At 70.7% G+C, this 21,083-nt stretch carries 19 protein-coding genes; 4 read left to right on the top strand and 15 right to left on the bottom strand.

Annotated features, from left to right (window positions below; genetic code table 11):
• From D7W79_RS19535 to serC, 15 genes are all read right to left on the bottom strand, one after another.
• On the bottom strand, nt 1-1,039 hold a 1,039-nt coding region (locus D7W79_RS19535), incomplete at its 3' end, for an AMP-binding protein (protein ID WP_120526900.1).
• Nucleotides 1,040-1,041: 2 nt separating this feature from the next.
• Nucleotides 1,042-1,983, bottom strand: coding sequence for a 3-oxoacyl-[acyl-carrier-protein] synthase III C-terminal domain-containing protein (locus tag D7W79_RS19530; protein ID WP_120526899.1), 942 nt, complete (start codon nt 1,981-1,983; stop codon nt 1,042-1,044).
• Entirely contained in the window at nt 1,980-6,140 is a 4,161-nt protein-coding gene (locus D7W79_RS19525; RefSeq protein WP_120526898.1) for a non-ribosomal peptide synthetase, read from the bottom strand. The genes D7W79_RS19530 and D7W79_RS19525 overlap by 4 nt, the downstream gene beginning before the upstream one ends.
• Nucleotides 6,137-6,409, bottom strand: a complete 273-nt coding sequence (locus D7W79_RS19520) for a hypothetical protein (protein ID WP_120526897.1) — start codon at nt 6,407-6,409, stop codon at nt 6,137-6,139. Before D7W79_RS19520 ends, D7W79_RS19525 begins: the two co-directional genes overlap by 4 nt.
• 153 nt (nt 6,410-6,562) lie before the next feature.
• Nucleotides 6,563-7,060 carry a GNAT family N-acetyltransferase gene (locus D7W79_RS19515; protein WP_120526896.1) on the bottom strand — a complete coding sequence of 166 codons (498 nt, stop codon included), beginning with the start codon at nt 7,058-7,060 and terminating at the stop codon, nt 6,563-6,565.
• 53 nt (nt 7,061-7,113) lie between these two features.
• Nucleotides 7,114-8,208 (bottom strand): NAD(P)/FAD-dependent oxidoreductase, encoded by a 1,095-nt coding sequence (locus D7W79_RS19510; RefSeq protein ID WP_120526895.1) that lies wholly within the window; start codon nt 8,206-8,208, stop codon nt 7,114-7,116.
• Nucleotides 8,208-8,558 carry a cupin domain-containing protein gene (locus tag D7W79_RS19505; RefSeq protein ID WP_120526894.1) on the bottom strand — a complete coding sequence of 117 codons (351 nt, stop codon included), beginning with the start codon at nt 8,556-8,558 and terminating at the stop codon, nt 8,208-8,210. The genes D7W79_RS19510 and D7W79_RS19505 overlap by 1 nt, the downstream gene beginning before the upstream one ends.
• Nucleotides 8,549-9,817, bottom strand: coding sequence for a lysine N(6)-hydroxylase/L-ornithine N(5)-oxygenase family protein (locus D7W79_RS19500; protein ID WP_120526893.1), 1,269 nt, complete (start codon nt 9,815-9,817; stop codon nt 8,549-8,551). The genes D7W79_RS19505 and D7W79_RS19500 overlap by 10 nt, the downstream gene beginning before the upstream one ends.
• Nucleotides 9,814-11,451 (bottom strand): class I tRNA ligase family protein, encoded by a 1,638-nt coding sequence (locus tag D7W79_RS19495; RefSeq protein ID WP_120526892.1) that lies wholly within the window; start codon nt 11,449-11,451, stop codon nt 9,814-9,816. Before D7W79_RS19495 ends, D7W79_RS19500 begins: the two co-directional genes overlap by 4 nt.
• Nucleotides 11,445-12,548 carry a C45 family autoproteolytic acyltransferase/hydrolase gene (locus tag D7W79_RS19490; RefSeq protein WP_120526891.1) on the bottom strand — a complete coding sequence of 368 codons (1,104 nt, stop codon included), beginning with the start codon at nt 12,546-12,548 and terminating at the stop codon, nt 11,445-11,447. Before D7W79_RS19490 ends, D7W79_RS19495 begins: the two co-directional genes overlap by 7 nt.
• Nucleotides 12,542-13,156 (bottom strand): GNAT family N-acetyltransferase, encoded by a 615-nt coding sequence (locus D7W79_RS19485; protein WP_120526890.1) that lies wholly within the window; start codon nt 13,154-13,156, stop codon nt 12,542-12,544. The genes D7W79_RS19490 and D7W79_RS19485 overlap by 7 nt, the downstream gene beginning before the upstream one ends.
• Before the next feature lie 4 nt (nt 13,157-13,160).
• A complete protein-coding gene (locus D7W79_RS19480; RefSeq protein ID WP_120526889.1) occupies nt 13,161-13,403 on the bottom strand; it encodes a phosphopantetheine-binding protein in 243 nt (80 codons plus the stop codon).
• 47 nt (nt 13,404-13,450) lie between these two features.
• Nucleotides 13,451-14,911 (bottom strand): AMP-binding protein, encoded by a 1,461-nt coding sequence (locus D7W79_RS19475; protein WP_158617005.1) that lies wholly within the window; start codon nt 14,909-14,911, stop codon nt 13,451-13,453.
• Nucleotides 14,912-15,148: 237 nt separating this feature from the next.
• The gene (locus D7W79_RS19470; protein ID WP_120526901.1) at nt 15,149-16,321 is read right to left on the bottom strand and encodes an MFS transporter; all 1,173 of its coding nucleotides are present in this window, start codon (nt 16,319-16,321) and stop codon (nt 15,149-15,151) included.
• Nucleotides 16,322-16,393: 72 nt separating this feature from the next.
• Nucleotides 16,394-17,482, bottom strand: coding sequence for a 3-phosphoserine/phosphohydroxythreonine transaminase (gene serC, locus D7W79_RS19465; protein WP_120526887.1), 1,089 nt, complete (start codon nt 17,480-17,482; stop codon nt 16,394-16,396).
• A 191-nt stretch (nt 17,483-17,673) separates the two neighbouring features.
• On the opposite strand from serC, the gene trxA reads away from it, so the two are divergent.
• The 4 genes from trxA to D7W79_RS19445 all read left to right on the top strand — a co-directional run.
• Nucleotides 17,674-18,015 (top strand): thioredoxin, encoded by a 342-nt coding sequence (trxA, locus tag D7W79_RS19460; RefSeq protein ID WP_120526886.1) that lies wholly within the window; start codon nt 17,674-17,676, stop codon nt 18,013-18,015.
• A gap of 72 nt (nt 18,016-18,087) precedes the next feature.
• The gene (locus D7W79_RS19455) at nt 18,088-18,993 is read left to right on the top strand and encodes a sigma-70 family RNA polymerase sigma factor (RefSeq protein WP_158617004.1); all 906 of its coding nucleotides are present in this window, start codon (nt 18,088-18,090) and stop codon (nt 18,991-18,993) included.
• Nucleotides 18,994-19,069: 76 nt separating this feature from the next.
• Complete coding sequence (locus D7W79_RS19450) at nt 19,070-20,032, top strand: SMP-30/gluconolactonase/LRE family protein (protein WP_120526884.1); 963 nt, start codon at nt 19,070-19,072, stop codon at nt 20,030-20,032.
• Between the two features lie 30 nt (nt 20,033-20,062).
• On the top strand, nt 20,063-21,083 hold a 1,021-nt coding region (locus D7W79_RS19445), incomplete at its 3' end, for a serine/threonine-protein kinase (RefSeq protein WP_147441977.1).

Here is a 21,083-nt window from a genome sequence, read left to right as displayed (position 1 = left end):
CGTACAGCTCGCCCTCCTCCCCCACCCCTATCTCCCGGCCGGCTTCGTCCAGCGCGAACATCTCCGTGCCGCGCAGCGCCACCCCCAGGGAGAGCCGGCCCTTGAACGTGGCCGCCGGGCGGGTGAACGTCTTGAAGCAGCAGCCGATGGACTCCGAGTGGCCGAAGCACTGGACGATGCGCAGGTCCGGCCGCCAGCCCTGGAGGGTGTGGACGTCCTTCGCCGGGAAGCTCTCCGCGGCGTAGAGGACGGTGTCCAGGTGCCGCAGGCCCCCGAGCAGCGACGCGTCCCCTTCCGTGAGGAGCGGACGCCACACGGACGGCACGGAGTGCATCTGGGTCACGCGGTGCTCGTCCAGGTACTCGACGAGTCCCCGGGGCTGATACGCCAGCATGCGCGGCACCTGGACCAGCGTGGCCCCGTTGCCGAGCGCCATGCCCACGTCGAACATGGCGAAGTCGAAGTGGAGCGGCGAGATGGTGCCGACGCGCGCGGTGGGCGGGACGCCAAGCTCGCTGAACCCGCGCAGCGTGTTCACCGCGGCGCCATGGGTCATCACGATGCCCTTGGGCTGCCCCGTGGAGCCCGACGTCATGATGATGTAGGCCGCGTCCTCCGGGCCCGGCGCGGTGGTGTCGCCACTCACGGGATGGGCCGTGCGGGCCACCACCAGCGGGCCCACCTGCGTGCCGGGAGGAACGCCCGGGGCGTCGCGCAGGTCACTCGAAACGACGACGGCGGCGGGCTCCAGCCGGGCGAGGATGGCCTCGAAGCGCGCGGGAGGCAGCTCCGGCGCGACGGGGACGTAGGCCGCGCCCAGCGCCATGGTGGCGATGAGCAGCGCGATGGCGTCGGGTTCGGCCTCCATGCGCGAAACGACGCGGTCACCGCGCCCCAGGCCCAGCTGCGCGAGCGCGGTCCGGTAGCGGGCGACCTCGGCGGACAGGCGGGCGTGGTCCCAGCTCACGCCGTCGTGCACCAGGGCGTCGCGCTCGGGCGCCGTCCTGCCGTGGTGGAGGAGGAAGTCGGAGAGCAGCATGGTCACCGGGCCTCCCCCGCGGGCATGGACACGGGCCGGACGACGCGCATCGCCGCCGCGCCCCAGACGGTGTCCGCGGGCCCCGTCACCAGCAGCGGCGTGGAGGCCGGCAGGTCCGACTCCAGGAGCTGCCCCAGGGCGATCAGCTGGTCCGCGGAGCTGCAGTGGCCCAGCTCCCCGATGTTCCGGTCGTAGATGCGGTCCGCCCCGATGCCACAGAGCTCCGAGATGTTGCGCAGCACCGAGCGGTTGAAGTTCGCCGTCACCAGCCACCGGCACTCCGCCGCGCCCACCTCCGCCGCCGCCAGCGCGGCCTCCGCGGACGTGCGCACGCCGTTCGAGTACGCGCGGACGTACGAGACGATGTCTCCCGTCTCCAGGTGCTCGGTCGCCTGGGCGTCGTAGTGGTGCCGGACGGGCCCCACGTCGTAGCCGCGCTCCAGCGCGTCCGACACGACACAGCACGCAACGCCATCACTGCCGACAGCGGAGTCCTGGCGGATGAGCCGCGTGCGTCCCGCGGGGTACGCGTCGCTGAAGAGCAGCAGCGCGTTGCGTGAGCGACCCAGCGCGCGCAGCCCCTCGATGGCCTCGAAGGCGTAGGTGAAGTTCGCGCAGAAGCCCAGGAAGACCCCGATGGGGCGCGCGTTCAGCAGGCCACAGCGGCGCAGCACCACGGGCATCAGCGCGGCGTCCTCGCGGTCATCGAACGTGCCGGTCGCATAGATGACGGTGTCGATGGACAGGGGATCCATCCCCGACTCGCGCACCGAGGCCTGAAGGGCTTCCACCATCAGGCCTTCGCGGGGCTGGGTCGCTTCCATGAAGCAGGCCAGCCCGTGCTTCTTCATGCGCTGGAGCCTTCGCGGATCCGCCGAAAGCTCGGGCAGCGAGTCGATCTCCCGCCGCTCCCCGAGCCGCCACGTGAACGCACCGATCCTCATGACGCGGCCTCCTGGGTGACTTCGAACCGGCTCCGCAAGGCCGCGGCGATGCGCTTCAACGCGTCGCCTTCCATGATGCCGTAGTGGTCCGCGGGCACGCGGTGGACGCGCGGCACCTGGCGGCACTGGTCCAGCGGCTGGAGGTGCGGGAAGTCCTCGGGCCGCTGCGCGTCGGCGAACCAGACGTCCGCGTCGACGGGACCGTCGGGCGGGTCGTAGCCGAGGAGCGCCGAGGTGTTCTGGCGGAACTGCTCGAACAGGGCGGCGAGCTCGGAGCCGCGCGCACGCTGTGCCAGTCCCTCGCCGCCCAGGGACTGGACGACCTCCGGCAGCGAGCGCGTCCGCAGCCGCTCCGCCAGCGCCTCCAGGCTGAGCGTCCCGGCGCCGCGCAGGACGTCGCGGATGAACGCCGCCTCCAGGGCCTTCATCTCCGGCTTGGAAGCGGCGGGCTTGCGGACCCACGGGTCGACGAGCACGGCGGCGACCCGGCGCGTTCCCCGGGCTTCGAGGCGGCGCTGGACCTCCAACGCGACGGCTCCGCCCAGGGACCAGCCGAAGAGGACGTCGGGCTTGAGCCCCGCGCCGTCCAGCTGTTCGACATAGTGGGCCGCCAGGTCGCGCAGCGACAGGTCCCCGTGTTCAAGCCCCAGTGACTGGAGCCCGACGACGGTGAACCGCTTGCCCAGCAGGTCGACCAGCTCCCGGTAGCAGTACACGGTGCCGCCGACGGGGTGGATGCACACGACGGTGGGCGCGCCCTCCGCGCCCCGCTGCATGCGCACGAGCGCGCTGTGCGCCCCGCCGCGCTGGCCGCCCATCACCCGCGCCATGCCCTCGATGGTCGCGGTCCGCAGCAGCTCCGCCAGTTCGGGGCGCACGCCGGTGCGGTGCTCGATGGCGTTCGCGAGCCGCACCGCCAGCACCGACTCTCCACCCACCTCGAAGAAGCTCACCTGCGTGTCGCGGATGGGGCGGCCGAGGATCTGCGACCACAGCTCCGCCATCAGGTGCTCGGCGGACGTGCGCGGCGCCAGCGTGACGGGCTGGTCGAGCAGCGCGAGTTCGCGGAGCTTCGCCTGGTCCACCTTGCCATTGGCGGTGAGCGGCAGCTCCGGCAGCCAGTGGATCCGGCGCGGCACCATGTACGAAGGAAGCAGCGCGGACAGCGTGTCCCGCAGCTCCGGCCGCTCCGCGCCCGTGGGGGTGATGAAGGCCGCGAGCCAGCGGTGCTCACGCGGGCCCACGGCCACGACCACGGCCTTGTCCACGGCCTGGCACTTCATCAGCGCCGCCGTGACGTCGCCCAGCTCGACCCGGTAGCCGCTGATCTTCACCTGGCCGTCGGTCCGGCCCAGGAACTCGATGTTGCCGTCGGGCCAGCGGCGGGCGCGGTCGCCGGTGAGGTAGAGCCGCAGGCCGGTCTCCGGATGCGTGACGAAGGCCTCCGCCGTCTTCTCCGGTGAGCGCCAGTAGCCCTCCGCCAGCCCCTGCCCCGCGATGGCCAGCTCCCCTTCGACCCAGTCCGGACAGGGGGTGCCCACGCCCGGGTGCAGCACCAGTAGCTGCTGATTCGCCAGCGGGAAGCCGTAGGGGATGCTGGACCAGGTGGCCGGGACGTCCCGCACCTCGAACGCGTTCGACCAGATGGACGCTTCGGTGGCGCCGCCCAGGCTCACCACGCGCGCGTTCGGGAACACCGCGCGGATCCGTCCGGGCAGCGTGACCGGGATCCAGTCTCCCGACAGGAGCGCGAGCCGCAGCGACGGTGCCTGGAGGCCCCGTGCCTCCATGTACTCGACGAGCATCTCCATGATCGCCGGCACCGTGTTCCAGACCGTCACGCGGTGCTCCTGCACCAGCGGGAACAGCTCCGCAGGGTCCGGGTGGCTGGCGGGCGGAGGCAGCACCAGCCGGCCTCCCGCGCCCAGAACGCCGAAGAGGTCGAAGACCGACAGGTCGAAGTGCAGGTGGGAGACGCCCAGCACGCAGTCTTCCGGGCCCACGCCGAAGCGGCGCTGGATGTCCTCGAGCGTGTTGGCCACCGCGTCATGCGAGATGGCGACGCCCTTGGGCTCTCCCGTGGAGCCCGACGTGAAGAGGATGTACGCCAGCCGGCCCGCGTCCGGGCCCACCGCGTCCACGGAGGCCAGGGGCACCTCGTCGATGCGGAGGCTCACGAGGGCAGTGCCACCGCCCTCGCGCGCCAGGGCTTCGGCGCCAGCGGCGTCACACAGCGCCATCCCCACGTCAGCGGCGGTGAGGACCGCGGACAGGCGCGCGGACGGCCAGGACGGATCCAGGGGCACATAGGGTGCCCCGGCCAAGGCGGTTCCGAGCGCGGCGACCACCTGTTCCCAGCCCTTGTTCGCGACGATGGCCACCGGGACGTCCGGCTTCGCGCCACGCGCGCGAAGGGCGTTCGCCACGCCGCTCGCGCGCTGTCCCAGCTCCTGGAACGACAGCGTCCGCTCGCGCGTCACCACCGCCGTGCCGGGATTCCCGCGCACCTGCCGCTCCAGCAGGGAGTGGAGCCGGTGGACGGAGCGCTCCGCCGACGTGGCGTTGGCGCGGGCCTGCGAGGCCTGCTGCGCCGGGGGCAGCGCCATCCGCAGGGGCGTCTTCCAATCGTGCGCCTCGGCCAGACGGCGGACGCCGGCCAGGAAGGTGTCGAACATCGCCTCCCCCACGCCGGGGCACAGCGTGTCCGCGTCGATGTCCCAATGGAAGCGGAGGCCATCCCGCGTCCGGAAGACCTGCTGGTCGATGAGGACGCCCGGGCTCTGGATGCTCGCGCCCTCCGGCTTCCAGCCCAGCTGCGCCAGGCCAATCTCCGTGTCGGACCGGCCCAGGGCCAGGCCACTCGAATAGGCGACCACGCCCGCGCGGACCGGAGTGCCGGACTGACGCGCCGCGATCCGCTGCACCGTTACGCCGTCCACGGACGCATGGCCCATGTCCAGGGCGAGCCGCTGACGGATGGCCCCCGCCAGGTCCGCGAAGGACGCGTCGCGCCGGACGTTCAGCTCCAGGCGCACGATGCCGCCGAAGTGACCGAGCGGCAGGCCGAGGTGCCGCCCTCCGCCGTGCAGGACGTTGATGCTGAAGTCCGGCGTCTGCGCCCACTCCGCCAGCACCAGCGCGAACGCGCCCATCAGCGCGTTGTCCAGCGTCAGCCCGAACTCCCGGGCCCGGGCGGTCAGCACGGTGGCCTCCGCTTCGGGCAGGTCCGCGATCAACCTCCGGATGCGGCCTCCGCCCTCGGCGAGGGTGCGCACCGGGAGCGCGGGCGAGGGCGGAATCGCACGCCCCGCCCAGTACTGCCGGGCCCGCTGATAGTCGGCCGACACGAGCTGCCGGAACCGGCGCAGGACCAGGCTCGCCAGCCGTCCCGGCGCGGGCAGGTCGGTGCGGGCGGGGTCCTCCAGCAGCTTCCGCAGCTCCTCGACGTAGAGGAACCAGGACGTCGCGTCGCCCACCAGGAGGCGCCCCTCGACGTGGACGTGGAAGCGCTCCGCGGTCCGCTGCACGCACATCCGGTAGAGCGGCCAGACCTCCGCCCCGCTCCGGGGCCGGCTCATCGCGGCCCGCGTGCGCTCCAGCTCACGCGCCACGTCCGCGGCCGGAAGCGCGCGCAGGTCCTGGTACTCCAGCGGGAAGGGGCCCACGTGCTCCAGGAGCCGGCCGCGCCCATCCGGGCCCACCGTCATCCGCAGCGCGTCGTGCCGTGTGAACAGCGCGGTGAGGGCGGCCTGGAGGCGCTCCAGGTCCAGCGTCTCCACGGAGAAGCCGTTGTACCAACACCCTGCCCCGGCGATGCCCTGCGTGCCGGCCTCGCCCAGCCAGTATGACTGCTGAAGCTCCGACAGCGGCAGCGTGCGGGCACGGGCCCGCACGGACTCGTCAGGCCCCAGGAGCGCGAGCAGGGCTTCCTTCTGCTCGCGGATGCGCTCCTTCAGCGCGTCAGTGAGCCGCCCCGGTGGCGCCTTGAACGCCAGGCGTCCCTCCTTCACGCTCAGCTCGACACCCGCCTCGCTCAGCTCCTCCACGAGGTCGTACGTCGCCGCGGTCAGCAGCTCCGCTCCGGCGTCGGCAGCAGGGGCCGCGGGCGCGGTCTCCGGGCCCGTCGCACGGGCCTGCGTTGGGGCGGCGGACGTCATATGACGCCCTCATCCACGTCGGAGGACGCCTCCGCGCCGCTGGTGGAGGCACCTTCCGCCGGCGCGTCGAGCAGGGCCTGCAGCGGCTCCGTGCCCATCACGTCGAAGAAGTTCATGACCACCCCCGTGGCGGGGTAGATCAGATCGATCCACCGGACCGCGGCGAGGGAGTAGCCACCGTTGTCGATGAAGCTCTTCGACAGGTCGAGCTGGGAGGGCTCTTGCTGGAGGGCTTCGCTCAGCGTCCTGATGAAAACGTCCTTGTTCATAGGTCTCACACCCGCTGGCAACAACACGCGCACGCCACCCCGGCCGGGACGCTCATGACTTGTTCCGTAGGGAGGCTTCGTAAGGTCGTTCGCATGTGCGGCAGCTCCAGGTTCGACCGCGCCACTCGCGCGGTGTGCGGCAAGTGAGGCGCGTCAGGCCGCCTCGAGTTGGAGGGTGAAGGCGAGGTACTTGCCCCAGTCCCGGTCCGGCGCGCGTTCGAAGCCGGCCTCGGCGTAGAGCGCCTGCGCTCCCGCCATCTGGGGTTGGGTGGACAGCACCAGCCGGGACCAGCCCCGCGTGCGCGCGAGCTGGAGGCCCGCGCCCACCAGCGCGCGTCCGATGCCCCGCCCCCGCGCGTCCGGATGAACGGCGAGCAGGTGGAACTCCGCCTCGTCGTCCCGTGAAATCTGCCGGGCGGCGGCTCCGGGAGCGACCAGGATGACCATCCCGAGCAGCACGCCGGCCTCCGGCTCCCGCGCGGTGATGAGCGTGCCCCGCGTGCGCACGCGGTCCGGTGCGAAGAGCCGCTCCGCGACGGGCGGGCTCGTGTGGCCCGGCTTCACGAAGACGTCATCTAGCAAGGACGCCAGCTCCGCGTCCGTGACGCTTCCGCCCACGTCCAGCACGAACGCCGGGTGCGCTCCAGGCATCGGGGCTCCTCCAGGAAGAGACGTGGCGGTGGGTGCGGTGTCCACGTGGGCGCCTACCTTCCCGTCCCGGCGGCTTCGAGTGCGTAGACCGCCCGCTCCGCGAGCGCGGGCGCCAGCCGGAATCCCGACCCGGCACCGCCGCCCACCGCGAAGGCCCCGGGCACCGCGGCCAGCGGCTCCACGGAAGGGTCCGTGTCCGCGCTGTAGGCATCGCAGAACACGCGGCCGCCCAGCTCCAGGCCGCGCACGTCGAGGTAGCGCTCCAGGATGCCGCGCGCGCGGGCCTGGTCCGGCGGGTCGATGCGCAGGGCCGATGCCTCCGGCTCGCAGTCCCAGTGCTCGGAGCGGAAGCTGAAGAGGAAGCGCCCGTGTTCGGGCTGTGGCAGCAGGAAGGCCTCGTCGTCGAGCAGGTAGACGACGGGCGCGTCGGGGTGCGGCACGACGGGGACATGCAGCGCCGTGATCTTCTTCACCCGCCAGTGCCGCGGGACGTCCGCCAGCGCCGCGCGAGCGCTGCCCAGCCACGGCCCCAGGCAGAGCGCCGTGCGGCGCGCCACCCACTCGCGCCCGTCGTGAGCCGTCAGCCGCTGGGAGCCATCGCCTTCCGAGGACACCCGCACGACCTCCACGCCCTCCAGGCACACGCTGCCCGGTCGCGCGAGGAAGGCGTGCAGCAGCGTCGTCACCAGCGTGGGCCCGGTGCAGCGCGCCGCCCGGACCTCCCCCAGGACCGCCATCCCTTCGGGCGAACGAAAGCCCGGGGGTGCCAGCGCCAGCGCCGCCGCGGCGTCGACCCTGCGGGGCGCTGACGTCGCATCCCGCACCAGGCCATCCAGCCGCTCCTGCACCCGCGCCTCCGACGTGAGGAACACGGCGGGCAGGTCGCGCAGCGGCAGGTCCGGCAGCTCCGCGCGCAGCTGCTGATACAGCACCCGGCTTCGCTCCGTGAGCGCGCGCCGGACAGGGGTCGCGCCCAGCGGCACGTCCAGGAACGCCGAGTAGAGCGTGGCCCCGTGTCCCGCGAGGGAGCGGTCCACCAGGGCAATGCGCCAGCCCGGGTGGTGCCGCTTCGCCAGCAGCGCCACCAGCGTGCCGATGATGCCGGCACCCACCACGACGAGATCGAACGGGTCCCGGGTGCGATCCATCACATCCACCAGACGGAGAACACCCGCAGCTCACCTTCGCCGGTGTTGCGCAGCGTGTGGCTGATGTTGGAGCCCAGCTCGATGATGTCGCCCGGACGGACCGACGTCACCTCACCGCCGTGACGGGTGAGCTCCCCCTCGCCGGCGGCGATGAACCACATCTCCTGGTCCTCGTGACAGTCGAGCGCGGAGTGCCCACCGGGCTTGATGGTGAACCGGGACATCTTGAACGCGGGCGCGCAGGCGCGCAGCGCCTTCATGTCCACCTTCTCCACGCGCAGGCCCGCCTCGTCGAAGTCCGCGGACTCGAAGGGCACGCTCGCCGAGGGATGCCTGGCGTCTACACCCATAGCTGCAGCTCCTTGGAGTTGTGGACCTTGTAGACAGGGCGGCCGACCAGGTCGTTGACGATGTTCGCGCTGCGCCAGGCCATCAGGCTCAGGTTGGGATCCGCGATGCCGCGCGAGTTGATGGCCGCGTTCTGCACGTAGATCTTGTGCGTCGCCGGCCCGTCCCACTTGATGGAGAAGTCCGGGTTGTAGAGATAGCCGCCCTTGTCGAGCGGGATGCGCGAGAGCAGCGGCTTCAGGAACGCGGGGATGCGGTACTGGTAGCCGGTGCAGAGGATGACGGCGTCCACCGTCACGTCGCTCGTGCGGCCGTGCAGCGAGTCCTTCATCGTGACGGTGTAGTCACCAGCGTCGGACTTCGAGATGGCGGTCATCCGCTTGTTGGCGCGGAGCGCGACCTCCGGCTTGCGCGCCCGCAGGAACTCCAGCGCGTAGAGCCGCCGGTAGATGTCCTGGAGCAGGTTCATGGAGATGCCGTCGCTCGCGAGCTTCTGGCTGTCCACGGTGAAGAGCCGCTGGTCCAGGGGCAGCTCGAAGAAGTGCGCGCTGTAGCCCGGCGTGAAGAGCTCGTTGGTGAAGGGCGAGTCGTCCAGCGGCAGGAAGTTGCTGCGCGACGACACCCAGTACAGGTGCGACGGGAAGCGCTGATCATCCGAGAGCAGGTGGCGGAAGATCTCCGCGCCGGACTGCCCGCCACCGATGATGGCGATGCGCTTGTCCTTCCAGTCGAGCCCCTGGTTGAGCAGCGTGTCGCTGTGGAAGACGCGGTTGCCCAGGAGCGGTTCGGCGCACTCCGGGACGCACCGGCTCAGCCCCGTGCCCAGGATGAGGTGCCGGGACGTGAGGTCCGGGTTCCCGTTGACAATGAAGTGCTCGCCGTCGAAGTCCACGGTCTGCACGTCCATGCCGAAGCGGAGGTTGCGCAGCTGCTTGCTGACCCACCGGAAGTAGTCGTCGAACTCCGCGCGCTCGACCCCCCGGAAGTCGGACGTGATGAAGCGGTACATCCGGCCGTGGGCGTGCAGATACGACAGGAAGCCGTACGGGTTGCGGGGGTCCGCGAGCGTGACCAGGTCCTTCAGGTGCGACGTCTGGATGGTCGCGCCGGAAAGCAGCAGCCCCGGGTGCCAGGAGAACTCCGGCTTGCGGTCCACGAACAGCGTGGAGAGGGACGCAATCGGCTCACAGAGCGCGGCCGCGCTCAGGTTGAAGGGTCCAATGCCGACGCCAATCGCGTCGTACTTCGCTGGTGACTTCATTCGCGTGCCCCCTTTCCACCCGGCGAGCGCGCGGCCTCGCGGTGGACACTTCGCTCAACAGCCGCGGCGGAAACCGACTCGAAGGCGGGCGTCCAGACCGGCGGCGCCGCCAGCACGGGCCGGTCCGTGAAGGACTCCAGCCGGGGAGCGCCGCCATGGCCCAGCAACGCCCAGATGCGCTGGGACACGTCCGGCATGAACGGGGCGGCGACCATGCTGAACCCCTTCAGCCACCAGTACTCGGCCGTGGCGTCGGAGGCGTCCAGCCGCGCGCCCACGTCCCGCCACGCGTCGATGCAGCCGGCCGCGCGGGCCAGGTTCGTCGTGGGCAGGCGCAGGTGGGACGCCTGCTCCTCCAGGACGCGGTCCAGCTCCCGCATCAGGCCGTCCGACGGCGCGGCCACGGCCCCGGTGCGCACGTGGGCGAAGGCGCGCGACAGCAGGGCCTCCAGGCCTCCGGCCAGGACGTGGTTGTTCACGTCGACGAACTCCGAGACGATGAAGTCCTTCGGCCCCGCCTCCGGGTTCACCTTGCCCAGGAAGTAGCGGATCGCATCCGGGGAGACGCCGGAGCCGGTGACCAGGTCGCGCGCGCACACCAGGTGGTCGCGGCTGGTGGAGAACTTCCGCCCCTCCAGGTTGTAGAAGTGGTTGGTGAGGAAGTAGTCGAACGGCTTGATGTCGTCCCACTCCACCGCCGCGCCCAGCACGCCCGCGAGGTACGCGACCGTGTTGTCGATGCCGAACGTGGCGACGGTCACGCAGTCGGAGTCCGGCGCGAAGGGGTGCTTCTCCAGGCCGTGCGCGCGCTTGAAGAGCTCCGCGCAGAACAGCGAGAAGGAGAGCAGCCCGGTCGTGTACGTGAAGATGACGCCGTCACCGGGCCCGTACGGCATCCCCCACCGCCCCGGGTTGGTCAGGCGGACGCGCTCTCCCTGCGCCTCGAAGTAGCGGGTGAGGATCTGGTGGAAGCCGGGCGGGATGCCCATCCGTTCGATGCGCGCGTCCAGCTGCTGGCGCCGGCGCAGCCGCAGGAAGAGGCTTTCGACCTCCACCTCCCGCACGTCCGCGGCGTCGAAGGTGCAGCGCGCGTCGCGAAGGTCCTCCGGCTTGTAGTGGCCGCCGCAGGCCTCGCAGAAGTAGCTGCCGGAGCCCGCGCCACACTGGGGGCAGGTTCCGGAGATCCAGCAGCCGGCGCCATACCGCTTCAGCGACGGCGAGTACCGGACCTTCTCGCGCAGCGTCTCCACCCCACCCTGCCGGGCGAGCTGGTCGAGGGTACGGCGGTTGAACGCGACGTATTCGTCATGCAGGTCCGGCCGCAGCGGATCCGTGAAGACGCTGTCGATGCGCAGCGCCGCCAGCTCCTGCTCAATCAACCCGTGGAACCGCGTGGCGACCGCGTGCTCGGTGCTGCCCGTCTGCGCGGCCTTGAGCTCGACGTGCGATTCGTAGGAGTCCGCGCCGGAGATGACGTGGGCCTCCACCCCGCGCAGGCGCAGGTGCCGCGCCAGGATGTCGGCCTTGAGGTAGGGGCCGGACATGTGGCCCAGGTGGAGCCGGCCGTTGGGCGTGGGCATCACCTGGACGAACAGATGGGGCGGTGCCTTCACCGCGCGCGTGCTGGCTAACATGAGGCGGCCTCGTTCAGGACGGGTGCGATGCGCGCCGCGTCCGGTGGGCGCGACAGCCGGAACTCCACCGGGGTGGCGCGGCAGGGGTTGCCCTTGGTGACGGACAGGACGCCTTCGTCCGGGCGCATCACCACCGCGGCGACCGTGTCCGGCCGCCGCACGTCCCCTTCCGCGTGCGCGCACAGCCCGGTGGGGAACAGCGAGTGGTCCGACAGCAGCGTGAAGGTGGACGCGTCATCCACCGCGGAGGCCAGACCCGCCTTGAGCAGCTCCAGGCGGCGGCGGGAGCCGTTGCGGCTGAAGATGTTGAGCCGGTCGTCGGGGACCAGCTCCTCGTGGAGGAAGTGGTTCGTGCGCAGGAGGGAGTCGGCGTGCCACGCGCGGAGGCGGCTGGGGGTGAACTCGCAGCAGGTGACGCCCCGCGCGTCGAAGAGCGTGAGCGCCCGGGCGCTCGCGCGGGGCAGCGCCTCCAGCCGGCCGACGACGGAGGCCGCGTCGGGCCGTGCCAGGGCCTCGCGGACGAGCAGGTACGGCGGCACGCCGGGCCCTCCCATGTCCGAGGTCAGCAGGTTGATGGAGACGCCGAGCCCGAAGCTGTTGAGGCCCAGGTAGCCCAGCAGGCCCGCGAAGGTGAACATCAACACCTCCGGCGCGCCGTCGTGCTCCGGGAGGATGCGCAGGACGATGCCCAGGTCCGCGATGAGGCCGTCCTGGTCCACGGTCTGCGCCAGCCGCCGTCCCCGGGCGTCGCGGACCGCGAGCGTGCTGCAGTCCCCTCCCGCGGGGCCGGCCGGAGCGCCCAGCAGCTCACGGCGCAGCTGGAGCAGGAGCGCTTCCTCGTAGCGGATGTCCGCGCCCCGGGCGAGCCCCTGGACCTCCCGGGCCAGCTCCGGCACCTGGGCCTCCAGCACCTGGCGGTGCTCGTCGACGATGCGCCAGATCCGGGCCGCCGGCAGCGGCGCGTGGCGGATCCGGTTCACGCGAGCGAAGTCGTCCCGCACGAAGTCCTGGATCTCCTTGCGCAGCGCCTCACCGTGCTGCGCGCCCCGCGTCAGGGCATCCCCCGACACGGTCACCTCACGCAGGGGCGTCAACATCGTCCGCCGCCTCCGGCCTTGAGGAGGTCACCCAGGCGCTGCTTCACCCCGGGCCACTCCCCCGCGAGGACCGAGTAGTAGATGGTGTCCCGCCGCCGCCCGCCGGGCATGAGCGTGTGGGAGCGCAGGACGCCCTCCTCCGTGCAGCCGACCTTCAGCAGCGCGCGGCGCGCCGGCTGGTTCAGGACGTCCGTCTTGAACTCCGTGCGCTGCACGCCCTGCTGTTCGAACGCGTAGGCCATCAGCAGGTGCTTGCAGCGGGTGTTGATGCCCGTGCCCACGAAGCGCCGCCCGAGCCACGTCCAGCCCACCTCCACCCTCTGGTCGCGAGCGGACAGGTTGCCGAACCGGGTGCTCCCGGCGACGGCGCCCGACGCCTTGTCGACCACGGTGAAGGCCAGCGCGGTGCCGGCGCGGGTGGACTCCACGGCTTCGTCCACGAAGCGCTGGAGGTCGTCGCGGGTCTGGATGGAGGCGACGAAGAACTGCCAGATGGCGGGATCCAGGGCGATCTCCGCGAGCGCGTCGACGTCCGCCGGGACCAGGGGCCGCAGGCGCACGCGCTCGTCCTCCAGGACGACGTTCCGGTCCGCGAAGAACGCGCTCATGGCCCTACTGCCCCCGCACGCGGGTGAAGAGGCCGACCAGGTCTCCGACCGTGTCGAGCTTCGCCAGGTCCGCGTCCGTGAGGGTCAGCATGTCGACGTTGAAGGCCTCGCACAGCTGCGTGAGCAGGGAGACGAGGGCCAGCGACGACAGGCCCAGCACGTTCCTCAAGTCCGTCTCCTGGCCGAAGGTCGCTCCCGCCGCGACCTGGTTGAGTTGACGGGTGACTTCCTGAACCACGTTGTCCATGGATGGAGACCGTTCGGCTTCGAGGGTGGGGATGACGGTGGGAGCGCTCAGGCGCCGTAGAGCGCGAGGAGCTCGCGCTCGTACCGGGCCCAGACAGCGTTCCTGCGGACCTTGAACTGCGACGTGAGCAGGCCGTTCTCACGGGTGAGCGGTTCGGGGGCGAGGAGGAACTTGCGGATCCGTTCGTCCTCCGGGAGCCGGGCGTTCACGCTGGCGACGACCGCCTCGACGTCCCCGTGCGCGGTGCCGGGGACGGCGGAGATGACCGCCGTGAGGTGGCTCTGCCCGCTGCCGAAGACGACCGCCTTGTCGATGCAGGCGGCCTCCTCCAGCCGGTTCTCCAGCGGGATGGGGCTGACCTTCCGGCCGCTGGACAGCACGACGATGTCCTTCACGCGGCCCGTCACGTACAGGTAGCCGTCCGCGTCCAGGTGGCCCAGGTCGCCCGTCGCCACGTACCCGTCCGGGCGGAACGTCAGGGCGCTCACGTCCGCCGGGACGTTGGCGTAGCGCACGTTCACCTCGTGGGTGCTCTTCACGAGGATCTGACCTTCGTCGTCGAACCGGACGCTCTTGCTCGGGACGACCTTCCCCACGCTCCCGAGCCGGTCCTGCCCCGGGTGGTTCTTGGAGATGATGCAGGTCTCGTTCATGCCGTAGCCCTGGTAGAGCGGCATGCCCATGGCTTCGTAGGCCTTCAACGTCGCCAGGCTGATGGGGGCCGAGCCCGTCCACAGGTAGCGGATGTTGCCGCCCATCAGCTCTCGGAAGCGCTCCTTCTGCTCCGGGACCGCGGGGTCGAACCCCTTGATGAGGCTGGTGAAGAACTCCGGCACGCCCATGACGACGGTGGGCCGCTCCCGGCGGAGCGCCATCACCGCGAGCCGGTACTGCACCACCACGGCGTCATGGTCGAAGAGGAGCGACGAGTAGATCCAGAACCGCTGCTGGTTGAGGTACAGCGGCAGGAAGAGCAGGAGCTTGTCACCCGGGCCGTGGTGGAACATGCCCTGCACGTTGGTGAGCGTGTCGTCCACGCTCTTGCGCTTCAGCTCGATGGCCTTGGTCTCCCCCGTCGAGCCCGACGTGAACTTCATCCCGATGATGTCATCGGGACCGAACGCGTGCCCCTGGAGCAGTCCCGCGTCGTCCGCGTCTTCCGGCGGCACTCCCAGGACCTGCCAGGGGGTGGCGCCATCCGGAATCTCATACGTGCGACGCAATCCCAGCTCCGACTGGAGCTCCTTCCACCGGTGATGGATGGGATCGAACCCCACGGAGACGAAACCACAAGCCAGACATGCCAGGTCGAGCAGGAGCCACGCGTAGCTGTTGGCGCCGACAATCCCGATGCGATCGCCGCGCTGGAAACCCTCGCGCCGCAACAGGGTGACGGCCTTCCGGAGGTCTGACTGGAGCTCCTCTGCCCGTCGAACCACCGGGCGCCCGCCCTCGTAGAAGAGGAAGGCTCCCTTCCAGTCCGGAATGCGCCCGATGACCTGGTTCACATGGGGCGTGAGCCGCCCGGCGATGTGGCTTGAAGAATCCAGTCTTCCCCCTCTTCCGGCGCTCTCAGCGCTTTCCGAGGGCGTTATGTAGTCGACTCATTCACGGTGAGTCAAGGGCTCAACCACGGCGCGGCTTGTCATGAAATGACGCAAGGCGTGGCCGGAGGCAGAAGCCATCCAACCCGCTACGTCCCATGTGAGACGGTGATGTGAGAGGCCTTGCGGCGGATCAGCGCATCACGCGGTGAGTGACGCCGCGCGCCGTTGGGTGGCCAGGTAGACGAGGGCCACGGCCAGCGCGCCCATGGGGATCAGCGAGCCCCAGTTCAGATACTCCCAGCCCCGCGTGGTGATCAGCGCGCCCGACGCGAAGGACGTGACGGCCATGGTGGAGTAGATGCAGAAGTCCATCGTGGACTGCACGGTGGTCTTCTCCTCGGGCCGGTAGGCTTCGGTGAAGAGCGTGGTGCCGCCGATGAAGAGGAAGTTCCAGCCCACGCCCAGCAGCACCAGGGCCACCAGGAACTGCATCACGGCGACGCCTGACAGGGCGATGACGATGCAGGCGAGGTTGGCCGCGAGCCCCACCCACATGACCCTCAACACGCCGAAGCGCTTGATGAGCTGGCCGGTGAAGAAGCTGGGCGTGAACATGGCCAGGACGTGCCACTCGATGACCAGCGCGGCGTGGTCAAAGGAGTGGTGCATCTGCGTCATGGCGATGGGCGTGGCGGACATCAGCAGGTTCATCACGCCGTAGCCCAGCGCCGAGGCGGCCACGGCCACGACGAACACCGGCTGGCGGGCAATCTCCCGCAGCGAGCGCCCAGGACGCGCGGGGTCGGGCCGGGGCAGCGCCGGGAACGTGATGAAGCTCATCACCGCCAGCGCCACCAGGGCGAAGGCGACCAGCATCGCGTACGCGCCCGTGAACGGGGTGCCCAGCAGGTCCTTGGTGTACCGGGCCAGGTTGGGGCCGGTCACCGCGCCCAGGATGCCGCCCGCCAGCACCCAGGAGATGGAGCGCTCCTTGTAGGCGGGGCCGACGAGTTCCATGGCCACGAAGCGGTACAGCGCGGCGTTGGCGTTGTAGTAGCCGGCCAGCATCGTGGCGAGCACCAGCAGCCAGAAGCGGCCCGTCGCCGCGGCGAAGGCACACAGGCCGGAGGCGGCGATGCCCACCACCAGCCCCAGCTGGAAGGAGCGCTTGCGCCCCCAGGCGCGCTGGCTGCGGGCCACGAGCGTGGTGGCGAGCGCGCTGCCCACGACGTAGCCCGTTACCGGAAGCGTGGCCATCCAGGGGACGGGCGCCAGTGCCAGGCCCACCAACCCGTTCACGAACGTGAACGTGATGTTGTTCAACATGAAGAAGCACTGGCACAGCGTCAGCAGCCAGAAGTTGCGATTCAAGAACACCCCCACGGAGCGTGAAGTGTTTCTCGAATCACACTCCGGGCGCAAAGCCTTTCGGCGCCGCGGGGGCTATCCGTGCTTCTTCACGAAGTCGTCCATGAAGGAGACCAGTGTCTTCACGTGGTCCACGGTCACCGCGTTGTACAAGGACACGCGGATGCCGCCGGTGATGCGGTGGCCCTTCATGCCGACCATGCCGGCCTTGGCCGCCTCGGCCACGAAGGCCTCTTCCAGCTTTTCGTCCGGCAGGCGGAACACGACGTTCATGTACGAGCGCGACGCCTTCTCCACGGGGGCCCGGTAGAAGCCCGCGTTGCGGTCGAGGGCCGCGTACAGCAGGTCGCCCTTCTCGCGGTTCCAGGCCTCCACCTGCTTCAGGCCGCCCACGTCCTTGATCCACGAGAGCACGTTGCGGCAGAGGTAGATGGAGAAGGTGGAGGGCGTGTTGTAGAGCGAGTTGTGCTCCGCGTAGGTCGTGTAGCGGAAGATCTTCGGGATGTCCTTGCGGCCCCGCGCCATGAACTCCTTGTCCACCAGCACGACGACGATGCCCGACGGCCCGATGTTCTTCTGGGCTCCCGCGTAGATGAGCGCGAAGCGGCTCACGTCGATGGGCTTCCACAGGATGTCGGAGCTCATGTCCGCCACCAGCGGCACCCGGCCCACGTCCGGGAACGTGTGCCACTGCGTCCCGAAGAGCGTGTTGTTGCTCGTCATGTGGACGTAGGTGGCCTTCGGGTCCAGCTGGAGCTCGGCCTGGGTGGGCACGCGCGTGAAGCGCTTGTCCTGCTCCAGGGTGTTCGCGGCGATGCGCGGCGTGCCGAAGAAGCGCGCTTCCTCCACCGCCTTCTCGCTCCAGCCTCCCGTCACCAGGTAGTCCGCGGAGGCGCCCTGGGTGAGGTAGTTCATGGGCACCTGCGCGAACTGCTGCGAGGCGCCACCCTGGAGGAAGAGGATCTCGTGCGTGTCCGGGACGGCCAGCAGCTCCTTGATGAGCGCGATGGCCTCGTGGTGGACGGCCTCGAAGGCCTTGCCCCGGTGGCTGTGCTCGATGATGGACATCCCCGTCCCCTGGAAGTCGAGCAGCTCGTCCCGGGCCCGCTCCAGCGCTGCCGTGGGGAGGCCGGCGGGGCCGGGATTGAAGTTGATGACGCGCATGGGACGGTGTCCTCCAGGAAGTGAGCCGCGCCGCATTCTCGCCCGTGGAGCCCCGGGGACCAACAGCTCTCCGACATTGGCGCCGGAGGTGAGCCTCCAAAACCGTGCTTTTTGGCTGCCTGCCCCTTAGGTTGCGGATCAGGATGATCGCCGCCCCTGTGGGGCGCTGGCGCACGGTTCCAGGAGGAAACATGGCGGGCAATGACGTACTCGAACTTGGGGATTCCAATTTCAAGAAGGAAGTCTTGGAGTCAGACGTCCCCGTGCTGGTGGACTTCACGGCCGCGTGGTGCGCCCCGTGCCGCGCCATCGCTCCCGCCGTCGCGGAGCTGGCGTCTCGCTACAAGGGCCAGATGAAGATCGCCAAGGTCGACGTCGACGCCAACCAGGACACCTCCCAGGAGTACGGCATCCGTTCGCTGCCGACCCTGCTCGTCTTCAAGGGCGGCAAGGTCGTGGAGCAGATCGTCGGCGCGGTGCCCAAGAGCCGCCTCGAGGGCGCCATCACGAAGGCCCTCTCGCCCCAGGCGTGAGAGTTCGAGGAGCCTCGGGCTCGCGGGCCCGGGCTCCTTCTTCCGCTGGATGGGGGTGGTAGCGTTCCGGGCGTGCCCCCTGCTCCCACCCCACTGGCCTCCGCCTTCCTCGCGGCCTCTGGCTGCGCGCCGGCTTCGCTTCCGGAGCCCGCGCGGCTGGAGGACCTGCTCACCACGGCGGTCGAGCGCGCCGGCTCGCGCTGGCCCGGACTGGACGTGGAACCCCGGGCGTTCGTCGCGTTCGTCGCGGAGCGGCTGACGTCCCCCACGGCCCTGCTGGCGGCGCTCGATGGAGACTCGCCTGCCTTCTCGGAGCTGTACCTGACCTTCGGGTGCCTGCGGCACCAGCGCGCCGCGCTCCAGTTCTTCGAGGACGACTACCTCCGCGAGGTCGGCGCGTTCGTGTCCGGCGTGGACCGCTCGCCCGCGTTCGTGGCGGAGGTGCGGCAGCTGCTGCGTGAGAAGCTGTTCACCGCGGAGCCGGGCTCCGAGCCGAGGATCGCGGAGTTCACCGGCGGCGGCGCGCTGGGCGGCTGGGTGCGGGTGGCGGCGCTGCGCATCGCGCTCAACCTCAAGCGCTCCGAAGCGCGGGCCGACGCCGCGGCCCAGGACTCCGTCGAGACCGCGTTCGGCGAGCAGCTGGGGCCGGAGCTGGAGCACCTCCGCTCGCGGTACCGCGAGGCCTTCACGGAGGCCGTGCGCGCGGCGCTGGGGCAGCTGTCCGACAGGGATCGCACCCTGATGCGCCTGTACCACGTGGAGGCGCTGGCCCTGGAGGCCATCGCGGCGCTCTACCGCGTGCACCCGTCCACCGTCTCGCGCTGGCTCAGCCGCGCCCGCGAACAGGTGGCGGAGACCACGACGCGGCAGCTCTGTGAGCGCCTGGGGGTCGGCGCGTCGTCGGTGGACAGCATCGCCGCACTGGTCGTGAGCCAGGTGGACTTGAGCCTCACGCGGCTGCTTGGCCAGGGGGACTGAACTTTCGCTGCAAGGGTTTTTCCGGCCGGTGTCAGGGCGTCGAAAGGCCCCTTCCGGGCCTCACCGAGGAAAGCCCATGCGCATCCCTTCCTGGCTGTCCGCCGTCACCCTCGCCGCCGCCGTCTCCGCCTGCGAACCCTTTCCGGAGGACCCTGGCTCCGTCCCCACCGAGGTGCAGTGGCCCGGCGAGGCCTTCTATCCGGAGGGCATCGCGGCCGCGAAGGACGGCACGCTCTACGCGGGCAGCCTGGGCACCGGCGCCATCGCTCGCGTCAAGAAGGGTGCGCTGGGAGCGGAGGTCTTCGTCCCGGGCCGTCCCGCCTTCGGCGTCTACGGGCTCCAGGTGGATGAGGCGCACGACACGCTCTGGGCCTGCACCTACGACGACCTGCTGTTGCCCGCGCAGGCCTCGTACCTGACCGCGTATGCGCTCTCCACGGGGGCCCAGAAGGCCAGCCACGCCATGCCTGGCCAGGTCAGCTTCTGCAACGACGTCACCGTCGATGCCGCGGGCAACGTGTACGTGACGGACTCGTTCGGGAACGCGGTCTTCCGGCTGGCGCTGGGAGGGACGGCGCTCGAGACATGGTCCGCGGATGCCGCGTACGAGCCCTCCGAGCCGGGCCTCATCACCCTCAATGGCATCGCGTACGACGGAGCGAGCCGGCTCTACGTCGTGAAGAGCGACACGGGCGCGCTGTTCGCCATCGACATCCAGCCGGATGGAAGCGCGTCGGCGCCGGTGACCATCCCGGTGACGCCCGCCCTGGACACGCCGGATGGGGTCGAGTGGGTGGACTCGGGGCGGCTGCTCGTCGTGGAGAACACGGCGGGACGGGCGTCCCTCGTGACGCTCGGTGAAGGCGCGGGGGCGAAGGAGGTGCTCGCCAATGGGTTCGTGGAGCCGACCGCCGCCGCGCTCACCGAGGACGGCGCGTGGGTGCTGGAGTCGCAGATGGGCTTCCTCTTCGGCACGCCGGGGACGCCGACCCTGCCCTTCCGCGCATACCGGATCGCAGTGCCCCCGCTTCTTCCCTGAGCACGAACGCCCCTAGAGTCGCTTCCCACCATGTCAGGATGTCCTTCCGAGGAAACGATTCTCGCCTTCGTGGAGGACCGCCTGCCGTCTGAGCAGCGCTCCCTCGCCGAGGCCCACCTCTCACGCTGTGAGGCCTGCGGCTCGCTGATCGCGGCCGTCGCGGCGACGTGGCACGCGGAGGGCCGGCTCGCGGAGGCGGCTCCTCCTCCCCGAGCCTTCGCCCCGGGGGAGCAGGTGGGGCCGTACGTCATCGTCGAACACGGTGGCAGTGGCGCGATGGGGGACGTGTACCGGGCGCGCGACCACAGGCTGGGACGGGACGTGGCAGTGAAGGTGCTGCCCGCGCGGTTCGCCCGGGACGCGGAGCGCCTGGCTCGCTTCCGGCAGGAGGCCCGCGCGGCGGGGGCGCTGTCCCATCCGCACCTGCTCACCCTGTTCGACGTGGGCACCCACGAGGACGTGCCGTACCTCGTCACCGAGTGGCTGGAGGGCGCCACCCTGCGGACGCGGTTGATGCGGGGCCCGCTGCCGCGGGAGCAGGTGTTGCGGCTGGGCATCCAGTTGTCGCAGGGGCTCGCGGCCGCGCATGCACGCGGCGTCATCCACCGCGACCTCAAGCCCGCGAACATCTTCCTCTGCGCGAACGGGAGCGCGCGGATCCTCGACTTCGGACTGGCGCGGCTCACCGAGCGCACCGAGGACGCCGCGCTGACCCAGAGCGGCGCGGTGGTGGGCACCGCCGGCTACATGGCACCGGAGCAGATCCGCGGTCAGGGCGTGGATGCGCGCGCGGACGTGTTCTCGCTCGGCGCGGTGCTCCACGAGGCCGTGAGCGGCCACGCCCCCTTCGGCGGCGACAGCCCGGTGGAGCGGATGAGCGCCGCGCTCCGCGATGAGCCGCCCGTGCTGCCGGGGGAGCTGGGGGCGGTGATCGCGCGCTGTCTGGCGAAGGCCCCGGGCGACCGGTTCCAGTCCGCGCAGGACCTGGCCTTCGCCCTGGAGTCCATCGCGGCCCGCGGTGCGCCCCTGGCCGTGCGGCGGCGCCCGGTCC

The organism is Corallococcus exercitus, assembly GCF_003611585.1.
GTDB classification, from domain to species: domain Bacteria; phylum Myxococcota; class Myxococcia; order Myxococcales; family Myxococcaceae; genus Corallococcus; species Corallococcus exercitus.
This window is presented reverse-complemented; position numbering and strand designations above follow the sequence as displayed.

Coding starts and splice junctions, on each gene's coding strand:
- D7W79_RS19520 (WP_120526897.1), bottom strand. CDS start 6,409: ATGAACAAGGACGTTTTCATCAGGACGCTGAGCGAAGCCCTCCAGCAA.
- D7W79_RS19490 (WP_120526891.1), bottom strand. CDS start 12,548: ATGTTGACGCCCCTGCGTGAGGTGACCGTGTCGGGGGATGCCCTGACG.
- D7W79_RS19505 (WP_120526894.1), bottom strand. CDS start 8,558: ATGGGTGTAGACGCCAGGCATCCCTCGGCGAGCGTGCCCTTCGAGTCC.
- D7W79_RS19450 (WP_120526884.1), top strand. CDS start 19,070: ATGCGCATCCCTTCCTGGCTGTCCGCCGTCACCCTCGCCGCCGCCGTC.
- D7W79_RS19495 (WP_120526892.1), bottom strand. CDS start 11,451: ATGTTAGCCAGCACGCGCGCGGTGAAGGCACCGCCCCATCTGTTCGTC.
- D7W79_RS19515 (WP_120526896.1), bottom strand. CDS start 7,060: ATGCCTGGAGCGCACCCGGCGTTCGTGCTGGACGTGGGCGGAAGCGTC.
- D7W79_RS19525 (WP_120526898.1), bottom strand. CDS start 6,140: ATGACGTCCGCCGCCCCAACGCAGGCCCGTGCGACGGGCCCGGAGACC.
- D7W79_RS19510 (WP_120526895.1), bottom strand. CDS start 8,208: ATGGATCGCACCCGGGACCCGTTCGATCTCGTCGTGGTGGGTGCCGGC.
- D7W79_RS19500 (WP_120526893.1), bottom strand. CDS start 9,817: ATGAAGTCACCAGCGAAGTACGACGCGATTGGCGTCGGCATTGGACCC.
- D7W79_RS19485 (WP_120526890.1), bottom strand. CDS start 13,156: ATGAGCGCGTTCTTCGCGGACCGGAACGTCGTCCTGGAGGACGAGCGC.
- serC (WP_120526887.1), bottom strand. CDS start 17,482: ATGCGCGTCATCAACTTCAATCCCGGCCCCGCCGGCCTCCCCACGGCA.
- D7W79_RS19480 (WP_120526889.1), bottom strand. CDS start 13,403: ATGGACAACGTGGTTCAGGAAGTCACCCGTCAACTCAACCAGGTCGCG.
- trxA (WP_120526886.1), top strand. CDS start 17,674: ATGGCGGGCAATGACGTACTCGAACTTGGGGATTCCAATTTCAAGAAG.
- D7W79_RS19530 (WP_120526899.1), bottom strand. CDS start 1,983: ATGAGGATCGGTGCGTTCACGTGGCGGCTCGGGGAGCGGCGGGAGATC.